The sequence below is a fragment of the Nostoc sp. ChiQUE02 genome (genome assembly GCF_034531305.2).
In the GTDB taxonomy this organism is placed as follows: domain Bacteria; phylum Cyanobacteriota; class Cyanobacteriia; order Cyanobacteriales; family Nostocaceae; genus Nostoc.
Genome location: NZ_JAVRBN020000023.1, coordinates 1 through 22,696, shown reverse-complemented (window position 1 = coordinate 22,696; position 22,696 = coordinate 1). Strand labels below are relative to the sequence as shown.

Sequence of the window (22,696 nt, the reverse complement as noted above, 5' to 3'; positions counted from 1 at the left end):
CGCAACGTCTCTACCAGCATTGGTTTCACATTATAAAACATAAAAATTTACAATTCATATTTTAAATGAGCAACGCCAAAAAGTAACACATTCAACCCTCTTTCCCCATACCCAAAATAAAAATTTATTAGAGTAATATAAAACTTGCGTAAAGTGTGCATAACTTTTACCTTTGTAGCCGATATATCATCAAGCGGAGATAAAAGAGCAATCAGCATCAGCTTACAACTCTTATAGTGTAAGTCTTAAAAGTTAATTTTTCCGATGTTTTATTTAAACAAGCCAATGCACAGTACAAAGAACTTTACTGGCATTGAAGATAACTCCGGCTGGGAATTTATTGTATTTTTTTAAACTAATCAACAAAAATACCGTAATGCATCATTGTCTTGTTGTATATACCAAATAGGCGTTGCATACATGCAGGAGAAAATGCCAATCGCAGGGTAAACATCGCCCAGCAGAATTGAGCATTGTGGGCAGTAGTCACCATCCTTGTCAATGTGCAACGCCACCAAATAAGAATTGACTGAGGTGTGATATTTTTCTTAACTGCAAAAACGGTTAATTTTTTGAAGGAAAAGAAGTAATGGTAATTTCTGCTAATAATGTCAGTAAAAATTGTATAGAATTTTCTAATTTAATAGATTTAGCTCGTTACAGGGCTGAACATCAACCAGAGGACACAGCTTATAGCTTTTTGGTAGATGGAGAAAATGAAGAAGTTAGCTTGACTTACTTTGAGTGGGAACGGCGAGTGAGAGCGATCGCATTTCAACTACAATGTCTTGGTGTTAAGGGTGAACGGGTGCTACTACTCTACCCGCCAGGATTGGAATACAGTATTGCTTTTTTTGGCTGTCTGTATGCTGGAGTGGTTGCTGTCCCCGCCTATCCGCCTCGAAATAATCGCTCTTTGGGACGCATTCAAGCAATTGTCAAGGATGCTCAAGCTTCGGTAGCGTTAACCAATACATCCTTGCTGTCTAATTTGGAACAATGGTTTGCTTTGACTCCAGAGTTGACAAGTCTGCAATTGCTAGCTACAGATAACCTTGATTGGAATTTGGCTGATGAATGGCGCACTCCCACTTGCGATCAAAGTACTTTAGCCTTTCTTCAATACACCTCTGGCTCAACTTCTGCACCAAAAGGTGTGATGGTTAGCCACGGCAATTTGCTACACAATTCTAAACTAATTTACCAGTATTTCCGGCACACGCCCAACAGTCAAGGAGTAATTTGGCTGCCACCCTACCACGATATGGGACTCATCGGTGGCATCATTCAACCCCTCTACGGCGGTTTTCCAACAGCGCTGATACCGCCAATGGCTTTTCTGCAAAACCCTTTTCGGTGGTTGCAAGCTATTTCCCGTTACCAAGGGACAACTAGCGGCGGCCCCAACTTCGCTTATGATTTGTGCGTGCAAAAAGCTACACCAGAAAAGTTGGCAAACCTTGATTTGAGTTCCTGGAAATTAGCTTTTACAGGCGCTGAACCAATTCGCGAGCAAACTCTGAAGCGGTTTGCTGATACCTTCGCTCCCTGTGGTTTCCGGTATGAAGCTTTTTACCCCTGCTACGGTTTGGCAGAAGGTACATTGTTTGTCACCGGTGGCTTGAAAGATGCTCCCCCTGTAATTCACAGCGTTCAAGGGGTGGCACTAGAACAAAATCGGGTGGTGGCTGCTGCACCGGAAGAAGAAGGTTCCCGGACATTGGTAGGTTGCGGTCAGGTTCCAGAGGAGGTGAAAGTTGTAATTGTAGAACGCGAATCTTTAAATCCTTGTGCAGATGGGGAAGTGGGTGAAATTTGGGTCTCAAGTGCGAGTGTCGCCCAAGGTTATTGGAATCGAGTCGAACAGACAGAATTTACTTTCCAAGCAAGGCTAGGAGTTTCTGAGGAGACAGGGGAAATTAATCGCTTTCTCCGTACTGGTGACTTGGGTTTTATGCTCAATGGTGAATTGTTTGTGACCGGTCGCCTGAAAGACTTAATTATTATTCGCGGACGCAACCATTATCCCCAGGACATTGAACAGACTGTTGAAAAAAGCCATTCAGCATTGCAACCAGGTAGTGGTGCAGCCTTTGCAGTTGCAGTTGCTGGTGAAGAACAATTAGCGATCGCTTTTGAAGTAGAGCGCACTTCTCTGCGAAAGCTGAATGTTAGTGAAGTCGTCGGGGCGATTCGTCGTGCGATCGCCGAACACCACGATTTACAAGTTTATGCCATTGTATTGCTAAAAACTGGCAGCATTCCCAAAACTTCTAGCGGCAAAATTCAGCGTCATGCCTGCCTTGCTGCCTTTCTCGACGGCAGTTTGGATGTGGTGGGAGAGTGGAGGCAAGAAGGAGGACAAGGAGGACAAGGGGGACAAGGGGATAAGGAGAGAAGGGGAGTTATTAATCGTTCGCGGATGGCAATTCAGGATTGGTTGGTTTCGCAAATTTCGCAACGGTTGAATCTGGCTTTTCATCAAATAGATATCAAGGAGTCATTCGCTTGCTATGGTTTAGATTCTGTGGCGGCGGTCAGACTAACAGGTGATTTGGCAGAATGCTTGGAATGTCAGCTTGAACCGACTCTTCTCTACGATTACCCAAATATCGAAAGTCTGGCAGAATACCTGGGCGAGAAGCCGAATCTGAAAAAATCAATTGCTCCATCTGTCAGCGAAAAGCCTGTAAGAGAACCGATCGCTATCGTGGGTATGAGTAGTTGCTTTCCTGGTGCAAATTATCTAGATGCCTATTGGGAACTGTTGCGTTACCAAAAAGATGCGATCGTTGAAGTACCCGCCAACCGTTGGGATGTAAACTCCTTCTACCATCCAAGACCGGCAACTCCTGGCAAAATGAGTAGCCGTTGGGGCGGATTTTTAGCACAAGTAGATCAGTTTGACCCCCAATTCTTCGGAATTTCCCCACGGGAAGCCGAACGTATGGATCCCCAACAACGCTTGTTGATGAAGGTAGCTTGGGAAGCTTTGGAAAATGCGGCAATTCCGGCTGAAAAGCTTGCAGGTAGTCTCAGTGGGGTGTTTATTGGCATCAGCACCAGTGACTACTGGCGGTTGCAAACTACCAACATTGACGCCTACGCCGGTACGGGTAATGCCCACAGTATCGCCGCCAACCGTCTATCTTATTTCTTTGATTTCATCGGGCCTTCTTTAGCTGTGGATACCGCCTGTTCTTCGTCTTTGGTCGCAGCGCATTTAGCTTGTCAAAGTCTGCGTTCTGGTGAATGCAATTTAGCGCTGGTGGGTGGAGTGAATTTGATTCTGTCGCCAGATTTGACCATTGCTTTTTCCCAAGCGCGGATGATGGCGGCTGATGGACGGTGCAAAACTTTTGATGCTAGTGCTGATGGTTATGTGCGGAGTGAAGGTTGCGGCGTCGTAGTTTTGAAACGGCTTTCTGATGCTTTGCGGGATGGAGACAACATCTTGGCAACGATTAGAGGTTCGGCGATTAACCAAGATGGACACAGCAATGGATTGACAGCACCCAATGGATTGTCCCAGCAAGCAGTGATTCGCCAAGCCTTGGAAAATGCTGGTGTGACACCAGATCAAATTAGCTATGTAGAAGCTCACGGTACCGGTACACCTTTAGGCGATCCGATCGAAATCAACTCCTTAAAAGCTGTATTGAGCAAAGGGCGATCGCTAAATCAACCTTGTGCGATCGGTTCGGTAAAAACCAACATCGGTCATTTAGAAGCTGCTGCTGGTATTGCCGGTTTGATTAAAGTCGCCCTGGCTTTATATCACCGTGAAATTCCTGCTCACTTGAATCTCAAACAACTCAATCCACATATTTCTTTAGAAAACACTCCCTTTTTCATCCCCACGGAACACCAACCTTGGAACTCAGTGAATAATTCCCTATTTGCTGGTGTGAGTTCCTTTGGATTCGGTGGTACTAATGCCCATGTCGTCTTGGAAGAGTCATTTGTCATTAGTCATTAGTCATTTGTCATTTGTCATTGGTCATTGGTCATTGGTCATTGGTCATTTGTCGTTAGTCATTAGTCATTGGTCAAAAGTCAATAATTCTGCCCAATACCCAATTTTAAAACAAGGTAAATTATGTTTTCCGAACCCTCACAACACATTCTTACCGTATCGGCGAAAACTCCAACGGCATTGCGATCGCTTGCTGGTAGTTACGCAAATTATCTTAACTCTCATCCTGATGCCAAACTTACTGATGTTTGCTTCACTGCAAATACTGGGCGATCGCATTTCCAACACCGCGCCACCTTTGTCGCCGATTCTACTGTCGAACTTTGCCAAAAACTAAGCGCCTTCACCACCAGCGAACCTACCAATCACAAACCCTTTCACCGCCCCAAAATTGCATTCCTATTCACCGGTCAAGGTTCTCAATATGTAGGTATGGCACAACAGCTATACAATACACATCCGGTATTTCGTCAATCTCTAGATATCTGCAACGAAATTCTCAATCCTTATTTGCAAAAGCCTTTATTGCAAGTACTAGATCCGGCATCCGAGGCGTCTGAATTATTACACGCAACCGCTTACACCCAGCCTGCACTCTTTGCCGTGGAATACGCTTTAGCAGAGTTATTGCAATCTTGGGGAATTGTACCAGAAGCGGTGATGGGTCACAGCGTCGGTGAATATGTAGCAGCTTGCGTGGCGGGAGTATTCAGTTTAGAAGATGGACTTAAGCTGATTGCTTCTAGAGGAAAGCTGATGCAAGATGTTGCCACTGGGGGAATGATGGCGACAGTATTTTTACCAGCATTGCAAGTAGCAGCTATTATTGCCGAGTATCAAGGAAAAATTGCGATCGCAGCCGTGAATGGGCTTTACAACACAGTTATTTCCGGTGAGGCAGAGGCAGTATTAGCAGTGCAGCAAAAATTACAAACACAAAAAATAGAAGTGCGATCGCTTAACGTTTCTGGAGCATTTCATTCACACTTGATGGAACCAATGTTAGACGCCTTTAAGCAAGTAGCTGCTTCAGTGAAATTTGCTGCACCAAATCTGCCATTAGTTTCCAATTTAACAGGGGAATTTATGCCTTCTGGATTTATTCCTGATGCTAATTATTGGAGTCGTCATCTGAGAGAAACAGTGCAATTTGTGTCGGGAATTAACACATTAGCAAAACAGGGTTATAACAGCTTTTTAGAAATTGGGCCCCATCCCACTTTAGTGAATATGGGTAAGCGTTGTTTCCAGTCAGAAAATAGCATTTGGTTGTCGTGTTTAAAGAAAGGTCAACAAGATTGGCAAATGCTTTTAGAAAGCTTAGGTGAATTGTACATTAATGGCGTCAATGTGGACTGGGTTGCATTTAACAAACCCTATTCTCGCCGCCGGATTTTCTTACCAACATATCCCTTTGAATGCCAACGCTATTGGATAGCAGAATCAGCACCTATAAAACCGCTGGTTTCAACTCATCCATTACTGGGGAAGGTAGTTAATGGGTAGTTGTTAGCGCTGAAATATTTACAACTATCTACTAACAAAAAATAAGGAGTAAATTATGACGATTGATATACCAACTAACCAAGTACAAAAATTTGAATCGGAAATTAGCACTCAAAGCTTGTTTTACCTCAATGAACATCGAGTGCAGAATGCTGTTGTCGTACCAGCAGCAGTCTATATAGAAACAGGTTTATCTTTAGCTAAAGCATTAACAGAAAATACTTCACCTACAGTTTTAACAAACCTAGAATTCGTCCGTCCTTTGATTTTGCGCGAAAATGATACTCGCCGTTTTCAAACAAGTCTGTCTCACACCAATGAAGAAATCACTTTCCAGATTTCCAGTTCCCCTTTAGGCAAAGATTTCTGGAAAATACATTCAACGGGTAAAATTCAGACTTCACAAACCACTGAAGAATTTACACAAGTCAGTATCAATGAACTAAAAAACCTTTGTACTGAAGAAATATTTATAAAAGATTACTATTTAGAACTCCATAAAATGGGGTTAGAATATGGTCAATCCTTTCAAGGTATAAAAAGAATTTGGCGTGGTAAAAAAGAAGCTATCGCTCAAATAGAAGTTCCCCATCTTATCGAATCAGAAGTTGGATATTACCAATTTCATCCAGCAATATTTGACGCTTGCTTACAAGTCTTAGGAGCAGCAATATCTTCTGAAACAATTGAAAGTAACAGCAATGTTTACTTGCCAGTCAGTGTTAAAGAAATCAGGCTATATAGTCGCCCCAACCTGCATTTATGGAGTTACGCTCGTTTGTGTTCTAATGCAGACAATTTTCTAGAAGGAGATATTCTCATTCTAGATGAAAATGAGCAAGTTATTGCCGAAGTTTTAGGTTTGTGTCTGCAAAAATTAGAACGCAAGTCTGCGGAAAAACTTGATAATTTATTGTATAAACTTGAGTGGGAAGAAAAAGCATATCCAATCATTAAATCTCCCACTTCTCTTGGTAGCTGGTTAATATTTGCTGACAACCAAGGTGTTGGAGAAATTCTCCAGTCACAGCTAGAAGCACAAGGCGAAACTTGTATTAAAGTTTCACCAGGGAAGACATTTGAAGTTTTAGAACCCCAACATTATCAAATTAACCCTGATTCTAAGGAAGATTTCCAAAAGTTACTGAATATTGTTCCATCTTACCGGGGAATTATTCATCTTTGGAGTTCGTTTGCTGCGGCTATAACGACTTTGGAAGAATCACAAAGATTAGGGTGTATTAGCGTACTGCATTTAGTACAAGCCTTAAGTCATGCTAACTCCTTATCTCGGCTTTTTTTGATAACATTTGGGAGTCAAGCAGTAGGTAAAGAAAGCGTATCAGTTAATCAATCAGCTTTGTGGGGCTTAGGAGGAGTAATTTGTCGCGAAAATCCGGAATTGCGCTGCGTGCGAGTGGATTTAAGTTTAACAGCTACTTTAGAAGAGATTGCACAGCTTGGCAATGAATTACACTGCGAAGAGAATGAAGAACAAATTGCTTTACGAGGAAGCGATCGCTATGTATCAAGATTAGTACAAACTTCTCTCAATCCTACACAAAACCTAAGTTTTTATCCTGATGCAACTTATTTAGTTACTGGCGGACTCGGAGGACTTGGTTTAAAAGTTTCTCAATGGATGGTACAGCAAGGAGCACGAAATTTAGTCTTAATGAGTAGAAGCGATGCTAACTCGGAAACTGAACAAATTTTGGATGAAATTAAATCCTCTGGCGTGCGACTTGTTGTGGTTAAAGCAGATGTAGGTTGTGAAAAACAAGTTGCTAAAACTCTTGCAGAAATTGACAACTTTATGCCACAATTAAAAGGCATCATTAACGCAGCAGGAATTTTAGATGATGGCATTTTACTAGATTTAAATCAAGAACGATTTAAGTCAGTAATGGCTCCCAAAGTTAACGGTGCTTGGAATCTACATAATTTAACCTTAAAAATACCGCTAGACTTTTTTGTAATGTTCTCTTCTGCTGCTTCCATACTTGGTTCTCCCGGCCAGGGAAATTATGTTGCAGCAAATGCCTTTTTAGATGGTTTAGCTCATTACCGTCATGCTCAAGGTTTACCAGCTTTAAGTATTAACTGGGGGCCATGGTCTGAGGTTGGTATGGCTGCACGAAATAATCGAACTATACACCGACAAATTGACAGCATTACACCCAAAGTAGGAATGCAGGTGTTGAAAAACCTCTTGCAACAAACTAATCCTCAAATTGCTGTAATGTCCGTTAACTGGGAAGCAATTAATTATTCATCATTACTTGCCAATTTAATTAGCAACGAACCTAAAAACACACCAGAAAATGATAATTTTATCCGTGAAAAAGTTCTAGAAGTAGAATCAGGCGATCGCCAAAACTTAATTCAGCATTATTTACTAGAAGAAGTTGCGAAAGTACTGCGAATTCCTGCTTCTAAACTCGATGCCAATCAGCCTCTAAATGACTTGGGTATGGACTCTTTAATGGCTGTGGAATTAAAGAATCGTATTGAAGCTGATTTAGGTATAGACGTACCCATTGCCAACTTTCTTCAAGGGCCAAGTATTTCTATATTTGCCACACAACTGCTAGCTGACATGAAATTAGCAGATTCTATCTCAACCGAAAACCATTTAATTAGTATCGATGAACTTTCAGATGATGAAGTTGATTCTTTACTAGCCAATTTATTAAATTAGGAAAAAATAATGAGTAATCAAGCTCAAAACCTCTCAACTTTGTCGCCAGAAGAAAAGCGAGAATTGTTAAAAGAACTCATGCAGAAAAAAGCTAGTCAAACTCAAACAGTGGCTGCTCAAACTGATGATATTCCACCAGAAAATTATGACTTTTTTCATTATCCCCAATATCGCAACCTAGAACAGCTAATTGCAGGAATGCAAGCTAATGGTGTTGTTGACCCATACTTCAAAATTCACGAAGGAATAAATGGCGATCGCACGAAAATTGCCGGACAAGAATTTATTAATTATTCCAGCTACAATTATCTAGGATTATCCGGCGATTTTGATGTATCTCGCGCAGCCAAAGAAGCAATTGACCGCTATGGTACATCAGTTTCAGCAAGCCGTTTAGCATCAGGAGAAAGACCATTACATCGGCAATTAGAACAAGCGATCGCTTCATTAATTGGTGTAGAAGATGCTATTATTTACACAGCGGGTCACGCCACCAATGAAAGCACAATCGGTCATTTATTTAGCAAAGGTGACCTCATTCTTCATGACGCACTCATCCACAACAGCGTCATTCAAGGATGCATAATGTCAGGCGCAACTCAAATTAGCTTTCCTCACAACGATTGGCAAAGTTTAGACAAAATACTCTTTGAACAACGCCGTCGCTACAAACGAGTGCTAATTGCGATCGAAGGCGTTTACAGTATGGATGGTGACATTCCCGACTTACCAAAATTTATCGAAATCAAAAAGCGTCATAAAACCTTTTTAATGGTAGATGAAGCACACTCCATCGGTGTTTTAGGAGAACATGGTTGCGGTATCGGCGAATACCACAACATTAATCCCACAGATGTGGATTTATGGATGGGAACAGTCAGCAAATCCTTCGCTAGTTGTGGCGGTTATATAGCTGGCTGTCAAGCTGTAATCAAATACCTAAAATACACATCCCCTGGCTTTATTTATAGCGCCGGAATGTCGCCAGCAAATACAGCAGCTGCACTAGCCTCAATCCAAAAGTTAAAAGCTGAACCACAACGAGTTAAGTGTCTGCATGAACGCGCCAAATTGTTTTTGGAATTAGCAAGCGATCGCAAACTAGATACTGGTATGAGTAAAGACTCTGCCGTCATACCCATTATTGTTGGTAACTCCGTGCATTGTATCCAACTTTCTCAAGCATTATTTCATCACAAAATCAACGTTCAACCAATGATTTATCCAGCAGTAGAAGACAAAGCTGCTCGTTTGCGCTTTTTCATTAGTTCAACTCATACACCAGAACAAATTAACTTCACAATTAATACAGTTGCCGACGAATTAGCAAAAATTAGACAACTTAACTTAGTAGGATATACCACTTGATTTGCTATTACCAAAAAACCAGATCGCCACCGCGAAAATTAACTGGTTTATCTAGCCATTAACTGGCAAAAATAGCTTTCTATGACCACCTTTAAGGAAAGGTGAAAGGCTTGATTTGATTAAATTTGTCTTTTTTCCATAAAATTGAACAAAAATCAGAATTTATTTCTGTATAAATCAAAAATAAATTCAATTATCAATTTATGGAAATTATCTTCAGTCCATCCAAACAAATAACCACATTTTTTGAATTTAGAGGTAAAACAATGACTACAATTTGGAACGCACCTAAACTGCTTTACAGAACTGCTATGCTGAAACTCAGCAACGTTAAATCAGACCAAACTGCTGACTACAACGTTGCCGCCGCATCCTACGATGACTATTATTCAAAATATCTCGGAAAATGTGCTTTAGAGTTATGGGATAAACTGCCTGTGACTAAAGGTCAATATATTCTAGATTTAGCTTGTGGCACAGGATTTTTCACTGAAAAGTTAGCTGAAAAAGTAGGACAGAATGGTGAAATTGTCGCGGTAGACCTTTCAATTGGAATGCTAGAACGCAATAAAGAAAAAGCTGCTGAACAAAATTTATCAAATATTAGCTTTGTTCACTCTGATGCTATTTCTTATTTGTCCAACGTAGCCGATAAATCAGTTGACGGAGTAGTTTGTGGCTGGGGAATTTGTTACATGGATCACGTTCAATTATTGCGAGAATTAGAAAGAGTAGTAAAACCAGGCGGCTTTATTGGATTGATTGAAAATAAAGCCAGTTCTCTCAAAGACGTTTCAGATATCTTTACAAAAGTGTTAATGGACTACCCGGAAGCAATGATTAAAGATGTAGTATTGCATCTTCCCAAAAACAAAGACTACCTTGTTAAGACATTCTGTAGAGGTGAATTTAAATCAGAATATGCTTGGGATGGTGAAGGAATTGTTCCTTGTAAAACTGGAGAGGATGTAGCTGAATATATGTTGAAATCAGGGGCATCTGCTGGATTTTTAAATGCCCTAGAAAAGACAAAAGTCACTCAAGTTTTTGAAACTTTTATTACCTACGTCGATCAACGTTTAGCAGCAGGCAAAAAAGTGGAAGTTAAACATGAATTTTGCGCTGTTGTTGGGGTAAAAGCTTACCAATATAGCGGTTTGTAATTGAGTCCAATACAAGCCTAATCTCCAAGCTTTTTCCTATAATGTTCGTGGATTAAGAATCAAAGCCTCTCTCCTCGTAGGAGAGAGGTTAAAAGAGCACTTTAAAATTCAGAATTGTATGAGCCTCACTCCAGTAATTTCAGTAAACAACCTCAATCATTACTTTGGTAAAGGCAATCTTAAGAAGCAAGTCCTCTTCGATATTAACTTAGAAATATATCCTGGAGAAATTGTAATTATGACTGGCCCATCTGGTTCAGGAAAAACAACTTTACTTACCTTAATGGGTGGCTTACGCTCTGCTCAAGAAGGCAGTTTAAAGATACTTGAGCAAGAAATGTGTGAAGCCAGTAAACAAGAATTGACAATGCTTCGCCGTCAAATTGGATATATTTTCCAAGCCCATAATTTAATGACATTCTTAACAGCAAAACAAAATGTGCGAATGTCATTAGAACTCCATGATGAAATGCTAAACCAAGATTTAGATGCAAAAGCAACTGCTATTTTAGAACAAGTTGGTTTAGAACATCGTGTTGATTATTATGCCGAAAACTTATCAGGTGGACAGCGACAACGGGTAGCAATTGCTCGTGCTTTGGTGAGCCATCCTAAAATTGTGCTAGCAGACGAACCGACAGCAGCACTCGATAAAAAATCTGGACGTGATGTGGTAGTTTTAATGCAAAATTTAGCCAAAGAACAAGGTTGTACCATATTAATGGTGACACACGACAACCGTATTCTTGATATAGGCGATCGCATAATTTATATGGAAGATGGTCATCTGGTTAGCAATAGCGTAGCCCAAATCAATTAAATTTATTTACAATCAATTTACTCATCTATGAATTACCAAAAACTGCGTTTATACAAGAAATTTGCCATCGTTATAATGGCATACCTGAAGCGATTCTCCAAGAGAAGGAAATAATAAAAATTGATTCTTCAGTACTTGTTATGCCAAACTAATAAACTAAATGCCAATTTAATAAGCATCTAACCCACGCTCCACAGGTTAGTTAAGAAAGAAGATAATATTTTCGGCAAGCAACACCAAAAAACTGGAGAATCCATTGCCTTTCCTGAGTTATGAAATGACGTGTCAAAAGGGCGTGATTGCTTGCAAATGCAGGGTTTTTTCTAACTGTGGATGCTCGAAGCGAAGTTCTCTGGCGTGTAGATGTAAGCGATTGGTAACCGCACAGCATCCATAAAGACGATCGCCTAAAATAGTTACCCCAAGTCCTCGCGCATCAGCCGCATGAACCCTCAACTGATGAGTGCGTCCTGTTGACGGCGTAAATTCTACGCGAGTGTAGTCTGCTTCCCTCGCCATTACCTGGAAGTGCGTCAAACTAGGTTTACCGTGCTGCCAATCAACTTTTTGAGCAGGGCGATTTTCAGGATCTCCCCACAGTGGTAGGTCAATCACACCTTGCTCAACTGTCACAGCACCGGCAAGTATGGCTTCATAAACCTTGTGAACCCGCCGTTGCTGAAACTCCTGGCTAAGTTGTCGATGGGTTTGGCGATCGCGTGCCAACAACAAAATCCCAGAAGTTTGCTGATCTAAGCGATGCACAGATGCAAGCGCCATGCCATCAGGTAACAGATGACGTAAGCGGCTCAAGACACTATCTTGGCGATCGTGATAACGACCAGGCACTGAAAGTAGCCCAGCAGGTTTGTTCACAGCAATCAGCCATTCGTCTTCATAAATAATCGGGATCTCTTCCTTGATAGGGGAGAAGGTTGGGAAATTACAATCTTTTTCATTGGAGCTACACAAATATGTTAATTTATTTAACAACAGTGGGGTAGTTGTGTAAAAATCCCTATTAGGGATTGAAATAGGTTTCAACCCAGAGAGCAAAAACCCCATCAATGGCTGACATCGCTCGGTACATGCTCCATAAAATTCTCCCTGGATTTTATCCTGATTTAGGGAAGATGCACCCCACCAAAATTCTGCCATTGCCAGTGGTTTGAGATTGTGTGTTGCCGCATAATGGAGTAGCTTTGGGGCACAACAGTCTCCTGTGCCAGTGGGCGAGCCTCCTGGCATCAATTGTTGCAATGATCGCGATCGCCCGGAAAAATTGGTCAGGCTGTAGGTGGCGTGCATCTGAGCTTGGAGTTGACGAGATAGCGCTTTACGTTGTTGTTTCAGTTCGCTAATTCGTGCATCCGCCGCTGCAATTAACTGTTGGAGAGGCTGTAATACTGCATTTTGCTGGCGTTTAAGTTGTCGTCGCTCAATTCCCTGCTGACGACTCTCTTCGTCGAGTTGTTCAACGGCAATAGTCAGTGCTTCTGGACTGAGTGTATTACAGATTTGCTGACGCTTTTCCTGTCGTTGATGTTTGCAATCGCGATGGCGATCGCTCATTGCTTGCAATTGTTGCTCAAAGTCATCAAACAGGGTTTCATACTGCTGGCGTTCGGTCAGTTGCTTCAGGGTAATAATTTCCTGCTTGATCGCGTCCAACTGTGCCAAAGTGCGGGCTTCCTCTAAAGCGACTTCGTCTCTTCCGGGAATTGGTGGCACCCAGCCCTCAACGACACTGCAACCATTCAAAAGACCGGAGAAGGCTTTGAGTACCCGTTGTTCGCCATTAGGCAGTTCAACCAATAGGATTCCATACATCTTGCCTTCACGAGAATAACAGTCATTGTTGATAAAGGATTGCATTAATCCGTGGGCGATCGCTTCAGCCATTGAGGTGCGGGGTAATTTCAGGCGATGTCTACGACGGGCTACGCCTACGCCACTTTGGAGACAACGCCCTTCGTACCAATAGCTACAAGATGAGTCGCTGATAGCAAAATCGCAGTCGATGAAATCTGAAAGTGGGTACAGAATTACCATACAAAGTATGATTGCAAATCTAGCTGATCCTAATATATGAAGCTTTATTAACCACTTATTTAATAGTAATAGTTGATTAAGATAAATTCAGTAACTCGCAAAGTTTTTTAGAAGTTTTGCTACATGGGGCACATATAGCGTAGCTGTCAATAAGGGCAAGCTGAACGGTATAGTTTACACGTAAAAAATCCCACTGCGCCAGACTAGGCACTGAGGATTGGGAGTTAGGGATTAGAAACAAGCATGGGTGTAGGAGCGATCGCAAAATTTGCTTCCATGCGGCAGGTGAGACAATTCGCCATTCATGCCCATAAACATCATAGTGTCTTTCCCCGACTGTAAAATCAGTTTCAGAAAGTCTTGTTAAGTCCTAGTAGCTAGGCTCTGGTGCAGGGGTCACCAAAGATTCATTTCTTTAGTTTATCTAAAGTCGCATCTAAGTTCTCAAATTACCTTTCTAAGATAGAAGCAGCAACTATAAGTTGCCATACACGACTAAAACCCAACTAACAGCTAGTGGCTGCGGAGAACATTAAAATGGCTAAAGCGCCGGAATCTCTTGACTTATCTACCTACGATGCTACAGATAAATCCCTAGATCGTGATTGTACAACCTTATCCCGTCACGTTCTCCAGCAACTTCAGAGTTTTTCGCCAGATGCACAGGATTTGAGTGCGTTGATGAATCGCATCGCCCTTGCTGGCAAACTCATTGCTCGCCGTATGAGTCGCGCCGGTTTAATGGAAGGTGTTCTCGGATTTACTGGGGAAGTGAATGTGCAAGGAGAGTCCGTCAAAAAGATGGATGTCTATGCCAATGATGTGTTTATTTCAGTGTTTAAGCAAAGCGGCTTAGTCTGTCGCCTCGCTTCTGAGGAAATGGAAAATCCCTACTACATCCCAGAAAATTGCCCCATTGGTCGCTATACTCTGCTGTATGACCCAATTGATGGCTCATCCAACACTGATAACAATCTCAGCTTAGGTTCCATTTTCGCCATTCGCCAACAAGAAGGAACTGATAGCGATGGTAAAGCAACTGACCTCCTAACCAACGGACGTAAACAACTCGCTGCCGGATACATTCTGTATGGGCCAAGCACAATGCTGGTTTATACTATAGGTAAAGGTGTTCATTCCTTTGTTCTTGATCCCAGCTTAGGAGAGTTTATTCTCACAGAAGAAAATATCCGGATTCCCACCCACGGTTCTGTTTACAGCGTGAACGAAGGTAACTTCTGGCAGTGGGAAGAATCAATTCGAGAATACATCCGCTACGTTCATCGCACAGAAGGCTACACCGCTCGTTATAGCGGAGCAATGGTGAGCGACATCCATAGAATTCTAGTTCAAGGCGGCGTGTTTCTCTACCCAGGCACAATTCAAAACCCAGAAGGGAAATTGCGCTTGCTTTACGAAACCGCTCCTCTCGCCTTTTTGATTGAGCAAGCAGGCGGTCGTGCGACTACAGGACTGGTAAATATATTGGATGTGGTGCCGAAAAAACTGCATCAGCGCACCCCTTTAATTATTGGTAGCAAAGAGGATGTAGCAAAGGTGGAGTCTTTTATTCAAAACGGACACTAGTGTCAGAAAGCAGAAGACAGAAGAAAAAAAGCTTGTAAATTACGCTTTTGAACTTTTTTCAACTGGATAATTATTTTTGCCATGCTGCACTAGAAGACGGTGACAAAATTATCAAGGATGCGTCTAGCCTATGGCATTAATTAAAAGTTAATCATGGTGATTTAGGATTGGGAATGCAGAATAGCACTTTTTGAAGATGTATTAAAGATTATCTCAGCTGGCCGATGCAATAAGTAATTGGCAACGCCACAATTCAAAAGTCACCATCAACATTTGATGGGTTTTGCCAACTTCACTTGGGAACATCACTATACAGGAGTGAAACAAATTAAAGCTATGGCCACCAATCATCTACTAGAAATTAACCAATACGGTCAAAGTATCTGGATGGATAATTTGACCCGTGACATTATTCAATCAGGTGAACTCAAAGACTTGGTTGAAAATCAAGGGATCTCTGGGATTACCTCTAACCCCGCTATCTTTGAAAAAGCGATCGCTGGTAACGTTATTTATGATGCCGATATCGAAGCCGGAGTTCGGGCTGGCTTACCGACATACAAAATTTACGAATCGCTAGTTTTTGCAGATATCCGTAATGCCAGTGATATTTTACGCCCTGTTTATGAAGCCTCGAATAGACGAGATGGTTATGTGAGTATCGAAGTACCGCCAACCATTGCCCATGATACTGAAGCAACCATAGCCGAAGCTCGACGCTATTTCCAAGAAATTGATCGGGAAAATTTGATGATTAAAATTCCCGGCACAGAACCTGGCTTGCCAGCAGTGGAACAGGCGATCGCAGATGGTATTAATGTCAACATTACGCTACTGTTTTCTGTAGAAAGCTATGTAAACACAGCTTGGGCTTATATTCGTGGCTTAGAAAAACGGGTAGCTGAAGGTAAAGACATCAGTAGAATTGCTTCAGTCGCTAGCTTCTTCCTCAGTCGGATTGATAGCAACATTGACGCCAAAATTGATGCTAAGTTGAAGAAAGGCGTTGATGATATTGCCGTGGAAGCAAAGCTCTTGGCTGTTAAAGGGAAAGTAGCGATCGCTAACGCTAAGATAGCGTACCAAGAATACAAGAAAATCATTAGAAGCGAGCGTTGGCAAGCTTTAGCAGCCAAAGGAGCCAAAGTACAGCGGCTACTTTGGGCTAGCACCAGCACCAAAGACCCCAACTACAGAGACGTGATGTATGTCGAAGAGTTGATAGGCCGAGATACCGTTAACACCTTACCACCAGCGACCATTAAAGCTTGTGCCGATCATTGTAACGTAAGCGATCGCTTAGAAACGGATGTAGACAAAGCTTACACGCTGATCGAAAACCTCAAAGATCCCGACATCAACATCGATCTCGATGCCGTCATGGATGAACTGTTACTCGAAGGTATTGACAAGTTTATCCAGCCCTTCCAGTCCTTGATGAACTCTTTAGAAGAAAAGATCAAGGTATTGTCACCAGTGTAGGGACTAGGGACTGGGGACTGGGGACTGGAGACTGGTAAACAATTTTCCTAATATCCAGTACTCAATACCAAACCCTCAATACCCAGTCCCTAATACCCATTGCCCCTTATACCCAGAGGGGGCCCCGAGTTCCCCAATCCAAAATCCAAAACCCAAAATCTAAAATTGTTATGGTTAGTCTGCTAGAAAATCCCTTGCGCGTTGGTCTGCAACAACAAGGGATGCCCGAACCCCAGATTATAGTCATTTTTGGCGCTTCTGGCGATCTCACCTGGCGCAAACTAGTGCCAGCACTTTACAAATTGCGGCGAGAACGGCGTATTCCCCCAGAAACGACTATTGTCGGTGTGGCACGTCGAGAATGGAGCCACGAGTACTTCCGTGAACAAATGAAAAAAGGCATGGAAGAGGCACATCCTGATGTCGATTTAGGGGAACTATGGCAAGACTTCTCCCAAGGTCTGTTCTACAGTCCTGGGGATATAGACAACCCCGAAAGCTATCAAAAACTGAAAAACTTATTGAGTGAATTAGACGAAAAACGGGGCACGCGAGGGAATCGGATGTTCTACCTCTCGGTTGCCCCCTCATTCTTTCCGGAAGCGATTAAGCAGCTAGGAAGCGCCGGAATGCTAGAAGATCCCTACAAACATCGTCTAGTAATTGAAAAACCCTTTGGTCGGGACTTGGCTTCTGCTCAGAGTCTTAACCAAGTGGTACAGAAGTTTTGTAAAGAAAACCAAGTCTACCGCATTGACCACTACTTGGGTAAAGAAACAGTCCAGAATTTGCTGGTGTTTCGCTTTGCCAATGCGATTTTTGAGCCGTTGTGGAATCGTCAGTTTGTTGACCACGTGCAAATTACCGTGGCAGAAACAGTGGGAGTGGAAGACCGCGCTGGTTACTATGAAAGCGCCGGCGCACTACGGGATATGTTGCAAAATCACCTCATGCAACTTTACTGCTTAACGGCGATGGAAGCACCCAATGCAATGGATGCCGACAGCATCCGCACAGAAAAAGTGAAGGTACTCCAAGCTACTCGTCTAGCTGATGTTCACAATCTGTCGCGGTCAGCAGTACGCGGTCAGTACAGTGCTGGCTGGATGAAAGGTCAAGCAGTGCCAGGGTATCGGACAGAACCAGGCGTTGATCCCAATTCCACCACACCCACCTACGTTGCAATGAAGTTTTTGGTGGACAACTGGCGCTGGAAAGGTGTTCCTTTCTACTTGCGTACCGGGAAGCGGATGCCGAAAAAAGTCAGTGAGATTTCCATTCACTTCCGCGAAGTTCCGTCTCGGATGTTCCAATCTGCCGCTCAACAGACAAACGCCAACATTTTAACAATGCGGATTCAGCCGAATGAAGGTATTTCCCTACGTTTTGATGTGAAAATGCCAGGGGCAGAATTCCGCACCCGTTCCGTTGATATGGACTTTAGTTATGGTTCCTTTGGCATCCAAGCAACATCCGATGCCTACGATCGCTTATTCCTTGATTGTATGATGGGCGATCAAACATTATTCACACGGGCGGACGAAGTAGAAGCAGCTTGGCAGGTAGTAACACCAGCCCTTTCCGTTTGGGATGCACCCGCCGATGCAAATACTATTCCCCAGTATGAAGCCGGTACCTGGGAACCAGCAGAAGCAGAATTCTTAATTAACCAGGATGGCCGTCGCTGGCGCAGACTGTAGAAACTTAGGAGTTAACAGCAAAGCCGGAGACACTCGGCCTCCGGTTAGGAGTGATAAATTATGAGTAATAAGTTATAAATTATGAGTTTTTGAGTTAAGAATTTCAGTTATTCTAACTTTTAACTCTAACTTCTAACTTCTAACTTTTAACTCTTGTACAGACGCGATTAATCGCGTCTCTCCTAACTCCTAACTTCTAACTTATTCAACAAAACAAAGCTGACAACTCAAAACTACTATGGCTCCCCAAGCTTCTACAATTTTTTCACTTCAGGCACCAAAAGATATTTCGCTTAACGAAATAGATACGGAACTGAATCAAATTTGGCAAAGTTACGGTATTACTGGCGAGGACGGTGGGCTTCCTGCTGCTACTCGGGCCACTACATTTACCTTAGTGGTTTACGAACCGGAAGAAACCCAGTATCTTCTAGCTACTTTGGGATTTTACAACGGCCCGCTTGACGGGATTTTAGGGCCTCAGATGCAAGCTGCCTTGCGGCAAGTGCAAATAAAATACGCACTGCCAGAAACTGGAATAACAACACCTGAAACCCTGGCTATCTTGAGAGAAGAATTCGCCAAACGTCAAGGAAACGGGGCTACGGGGGATAATGGTTCTGTTGGTATTCACAGCTTAAATGCTCCAAGCCCCAGAATTGCCGATGAAATCGCCCTCCGCAACCCTTGCCGAATTATTGCGCTGTTTCCCATTGCTGGTGAAGATGAAGGGGTTAAAGCTCAAGTTTCTGCCTATTGCCCGATTCAAAAGCAATCGTCAAGCACACTAATTTGCTGCGAATATATAACTCTCAGTGGAACTGCTGCTGCCTTGGAACGGGTAGGGGGCATGATTCCAGCATTGTTAATTGGCGGCTTACCAAAGTTTCTCTGGTGGAAAGCAACACCAGATCCCAATAACACTCTATTCAAGCGGCTGGCAGCAGTTTGCAATAATGTTATTGTGGATTCTTGCCGCTTTAACGAGCCAGAAAGTGATTTACTCCGCCTACAAGAATTTGTGGAAAGTGGAGTTCCCCTAGCTGACCTAAACTGGCGTCGCCTCTCAGCATGGCAAGAATTAACAGCTGAAGCCTATGACTCTCCTCACCGTCGGGCTGCTATTAGGGAAATTGACCGAGTAACGATTGATTACGAAAAAGGCAACCCCGCACAGGCATTGCTGTTTTTGGGTTGGCTAGCAAGTCGTCTACAATGGCAGCCAGTTTCCTATCAAAAGGAAACTGGAGATTACGAGATCACTCGCATTCGCTTTATTACCCAAGGCCAACGGCAAGTAGAAGCCGAATTAGCTGGTGTCCCCCTTGCTGATGTGGGTGAGATTGCTGGCGACTTAATTGCCCTGCGCCTCAGTTCGACAAATCCGCAGGCAGACTGTGGTACAGTAATTTGTTCGGAAACTGGTGGCTGTATGCGGATGGAAACCCACGGTGGTGCCCAATCCGCCGGTCTGTTTCAACAAGTGACTTCACTTTCGGAACAAAAGGCGGAAGCATTGCTGAGTCAGCAGGTGCAACGTTGGGGCCGCGAGTCACTTTTTGAAGAAAGTTTGGGAGTGACAGCGAATATTTTCAAGTTGGCGAATTAATTCAGACCGAAACCCCTACCTCCCCCCTTTCCGACGCAGAAAGAGGGGGAATTTTTTTAATTATTTATAGTTCAATACGGTTCAGTTAAGGCTAAAAACTAAAACTGGCGTAGGTTGGGTTGAGGAACGAAACCCAACATTTCTGAGGCTTTGTTGGGTTTCGCTGTCGCTCAACCCAACCTACTATTCCTCTTAACCCAAGCGTATTGATTTATAGTTTTATTGAAAGGATACGTCGTATTTGCCTCCACGCTCAAGGGCACGTTTGTAAGCAGGTCGCGCATGAATGCGAGCGATAAATTCTTTGAGCTTTGGCCGGCTCTCGACCTCTTCGGGGAGCGTAGCGACTACTTCTAGGGGAAAGCTCATTTGGATATCGGCAGCAGTAAATTCTTTGCCCACAAACCAGGTATTTTTGCCGAGTTCGCCTTCTATGTAGTCAAAGTGAAGTTTGATCTGGGGCGCGACGAATCCGCTAACCACACTGCTGTTCCCTGCCCCGAAATTGTTCAATATCAGCCGCATCACCAGCAGTGGCATTGCAGAGCCTTCGGCGTAATGTAGCCAATACTTGTAGCGCACATGCTCCGGCGTACCCGATGCCGGAACTAGCCGACCATTACCGTAGCGATCAACTAGGTATTCGATAATTGCACCCGACTCAGCAATCGTCAAGTCTGCATCTGTGATTACTGGTGACTTGCCGAGGGGATGGACTTGGCGCAGCGATTCCGGTGCCAGCATCGTCTTTGCATCGCGTTCATAGAATTTGATCTCGTATTCGATACCTAATTCCTCAAGCAGCCACAGCACACGCTGCGATCGCGAGTTGTTAAGATGATGCACAACTATCATAAAACGTTCCTTTTCTGGTAGCTTATTGCTATCTGAAGTCTTGGCTAATCTCCAACTATATTGTTAAACAGACTTTTTCAGCCTAACTCCCCTAATTGGCTGGTTTTATTGTTTCTAATTGGTATAAGTTTGAGTTAGTCGGTTTGAGAAACTGGTGCATCTGCTTTTGCAAAAAGCGACGATAGACACACAGATAATAGTCAAAATAGTTGCTGCATAAAAACCTAAATTGTTTCATTTATGGCTTTAGTCATTGCTGGGGAACGTAGTGGGGTGGGCAAGACAACAGTCACGCTCACCCTTTTAGCATCTTTACGTCGTCGCGATCGCCTGGTGCAATCTTTCAAGGTAGGCCCAGACTACATTGATCCGATGTTTCATCAACACGTAACTGGTCGTGCTTGTCGCAATTTAGACCCGGTACTGACTTCCGAAGCCTACGTTCAGCAATGTTTTGCCCGTCATAGTCAACTGAGTGAATATGCCCTAGTGGAAGGGGTGATGGGATTGTTTGATGGTGTTTCGTCATCGGTCAATAGTCATACCCTGCGGGAAGGCGTTCGCGTAGCGTCTCGTAGAGAAGCGCCTATGTCATTTGTAAAAAACAAAGGACAAAGGACAAATGACAAAGGACAAATTACTGATTTTGCCAGTACGGCACACATCGCGCGGCTTTTAAATTTACCTGTGGTGTTGGTAATTGATTGCAGTCGTTTATCTGGTTCTGTAGCTGCGATCGCTCACGGCTACCAATCTTTTGATCCCCGAATTAAAATAGCTGGGGTAGTATTAAATCGCGTCGGAAGCGATCGCCATCTCTCTCTCCTCAAAGATTCCCTAGAACCTTTACAATTACCTATTCTCGGCGTACTGCGGCGTCAAGATAACATCACAATTCCCGACCGCCATTTGGGTTTAGTTCCCACAGCAGAACTTCCCGAACTCAACGCTTTAATTGATCGCCTCGCCGATTTAGGAGATACTTGCTTCGACTGGCAACGCTTATTACCTTTGTTAAAATCAGAACCACTCCCCAGTACAGACGCGATTAATCCCGTCTCTCCCTACTCCTCATTCCCAGTCAGGATTGCAGTAGCGCGCGATCGCGCTTTTAATTTTTACTACCAAGACAATCTCGATTTGCTGCAACAGCTTGGTGCAAAACTGGTTTTCTGGAGTCCCTTAGAAGATGCTGGTATACCAAAAGATGTGCAGGGAATGTATTTTGGCGGAGGTTTCCCAGAAGTTTTTGCCCAGCAACTAGCAGAAAATTCCAGCGCTCGTGATGCAGTGAAAACGGCAATACTTAAAGGAATGCCTACAGTTGCCGAATGCGGAGGATTGATGTATTTGTGTGAGCAAATTATCGATTTTGAGGGGAAATCTTGGTCGATGGCGGGAGTGCTACCAACATCTGCTGTGATGGGTGGGCGTTTAACTTTGGGGTATCGGCGTGCAGTAGCTTTGCAAGATAATCTGTTAGTTAAGGCAAATACAACTGTTTACGGACATGAGTTTCATCGTTCCCATTTAACCTTAACTCCCACTCAGCCCCTATTTGAAACTTCTCACTACGACTGTGAGGAAAATATGGGATGCGAGGGATGGGGTTTACCCGCAAATGTTCATGCCTCTTATGTGCATTTGCACTGGGGAGAAAGTGGAGAAATTCCCCAGCAGTTTCTTAAAGAATGTCTGAAAGTAGCATCTTTAGGAACGTGGATTTAGCAACTTCCAAAATTCTCCCCCTGCTTCCTCTGCTTAGGGACTTCCAACTAAAAAAATATCCTATCGCTGTGAAGGCAGGGGCTAGTAAGTCAAAAGGTAAAAGTAAAAAGTAAAAAGAAAAGAATTAAGAATTAAATTTCAAGACTTCA

General features: G+C 43.1%; 13 protein-coding genes. 11 read left to right on the top strand and 2 right to left on the bottom strand.

The genetic code is table 11. From position 1 onward, the window contains the following. Window positions 1-589 precede the first annotated feature (589 nt). From RM347_RS22180 to RM347_RS22155, 6 genes are all read left to right on the top strand, one after another. A complete protein-coding gene (locus RM347_RS22180) occupies window positions 590-3,979 on the top strand; it encodes a beta-ketoacyl synthase N-terminal-like domain-containing protein (RefSeq protein WP_322718434.1) in 3,390 nt (1,129 codons plus the stop codon). A gap of 120 nt (window positions 3,980-4,099) precedes the next feature. Then, window positions 4,100-5,482 carry an acyltransferase domain-containing protein gene (locus RM347_RS22175; RefSeq protein WP_322718435.1) on the top strand — a complete coding sequence of 461 codons (1,383 nt, stop codon included), beginning with the start codon at window positions 4,100-4,102 and terminating at the stop codon, window positions 5,480-5,482. Between the two features lie 55 nt (window positions 5,483-5,537). Further along, the gene (locus RM347_RS22170) at window positions 5,538-8,183 is read left to right on the top strand and encodes a type I polyketide synthase (protein ID WP_322718436.1); all 2,646 of its coding nucleotides are present in this window, start codon (window positions 5,538-5,540) and stop codon (window positions 8,181-8,183) included. 9 nt (window positions 8,184-8,192) lie between these two features. Continuing rightward, a complete protein-coding gene (locus tag RM347_RS22165) occupies window positions 8,193-9,551 on the top strand; it encodes an aminotransferase class I/II-fold pyridoxal phosphate-dependent enzyme (RefSeq protein ID WP_322718437.1) in 1,359 nt (452 codons plus the stop codon). Between the two features lie 266 nt (window positions 9,552-9,817). After that, complete coding sequence (locus RM347_RS22160; RefSeq protein ID WP_322718438.1) at window positions 9,818-10,714, top strand: class I SAM-dependent methyltransferase; 897 nt, start codon at window positions 9,818-9,820, stop codon at window positions 10,712-10,714. Between the two features lie 118 nt (window positions 10,715-10,832). Then, window positions 10,833-11,534 (top strand): DevA family ABC transporter ATP-binding protein, encoded by a 702-nt coding sequence (locus tag RM347_RS22155; protein WP_322718439.1) that lies wholly within the window; start codon window positions 10,833-10,835, stop codon window positions 11,532-11,534. Window positions 11,535-11,819: 285 nt separating this feature from the next. On the opposite strand, the gene RM347_RS22150 is transcribed toward RM347_RS22155, so the two are convergent. Next, on the bottom strand, window positions 11,820-13,586 hold the full coding sequence (locus tag RM347_RS22150) for an RluA family pseudouridine synthase (protein ID WP_322718440.1): 1,767 nt from the start codon (window positions 13,584-13,586) through the stop codon (window positions 11,820-11,822). A gap of 537 nt (window positions 13,587-14,123) precedes the next feature. Between RM347_RS22150 and fbp the strand changes: the two genes are divergently transcribed. The 4 genes from fbp (at window position 14,124) to opcA (ending at window position 19,964) form a co-directional block, all read left to right on the top strand. Further along, a complete protein-coding gene (gene fbp / locus RM347_RS22145; protein WP_322718441.1) occupies window positions 14,124-15,173 on the top strand; it encodes a class 1 fructose-bisphosphatase in 1,050 nt (349 codons plus the stop codon). A 336-nt stretch (window positions 15,174-15,509) separates the two neighbouring features. Then, entirely contained in the window at window positions 15,510-16,655 is a 1,146-nt protein-coding gene (gene tal / locus RM347_RS22140; RefSeq protein WP_322718451.1) for a transaldolase, read from the top strand. A 170-nt stretch (window positions 16,656-16,825) separates the two neighbouring features. Further along, window positions 16,826-18,355, top strand: coding sequence for a glucose-6-phosphate dehydrogenase (gene zwf, locus RM347_RS22135; protein ID WP_322718442.1), 1,530 nt, complete (start codon window positions 16,826-16,828; stop codon window positions 18,353-18,355). A 238-nt stretch (window positions 18,356-18,593) separates the two neighbouring features. Continuing rightward, window positions 18,594-19,964 (top strand): glucose-6-phosphate dehydrogenase assembly protein OpcA, encoded by a 1,371-nt coding sequence (gene opcA, locus RM347_RS22130; RefSeq protein ID WP_322718443.1) that lies wholly within the window; start codon window positions 18,594-18,596, stop codon window positions 19,962-19,964. Between the two features lie 219 nt (window positions 19,965-20,183). Here opcA and RM347_RS22125 read toward each other — a convergent pair whose 3' ends face one another. Beyond that, entirely contained in the window at window positions 20,184-20,819 is a 636-nt protein-coding gene (locus RM347_RS22125; protein WP_322718444.1) for a glutathione S-transferase family protein, read from the bottom strand. A 240-nt stretch (window positions 20,820-21,059) separates the two neighbouring features. On the opposite strand from RM347_RS22125, the gene RM347_RS22120 reads away from it, so the two are divergent. After that, the gene (locus tag RM347_RS22120; protein WP_322718445.1) at window positions 21,060-22,547 is read left to right on the top strand and encodes a cobyrinate a,c-diamide synthase; all 1,488 of its coding nucleotides are present in this window, start codon (window positions 21,060-21,062) and stop codon (window positions 22,545-22,547) included. The last annotated feature ends 149 nt before the right edge of the window (window positions 22,548-22,696 follow it).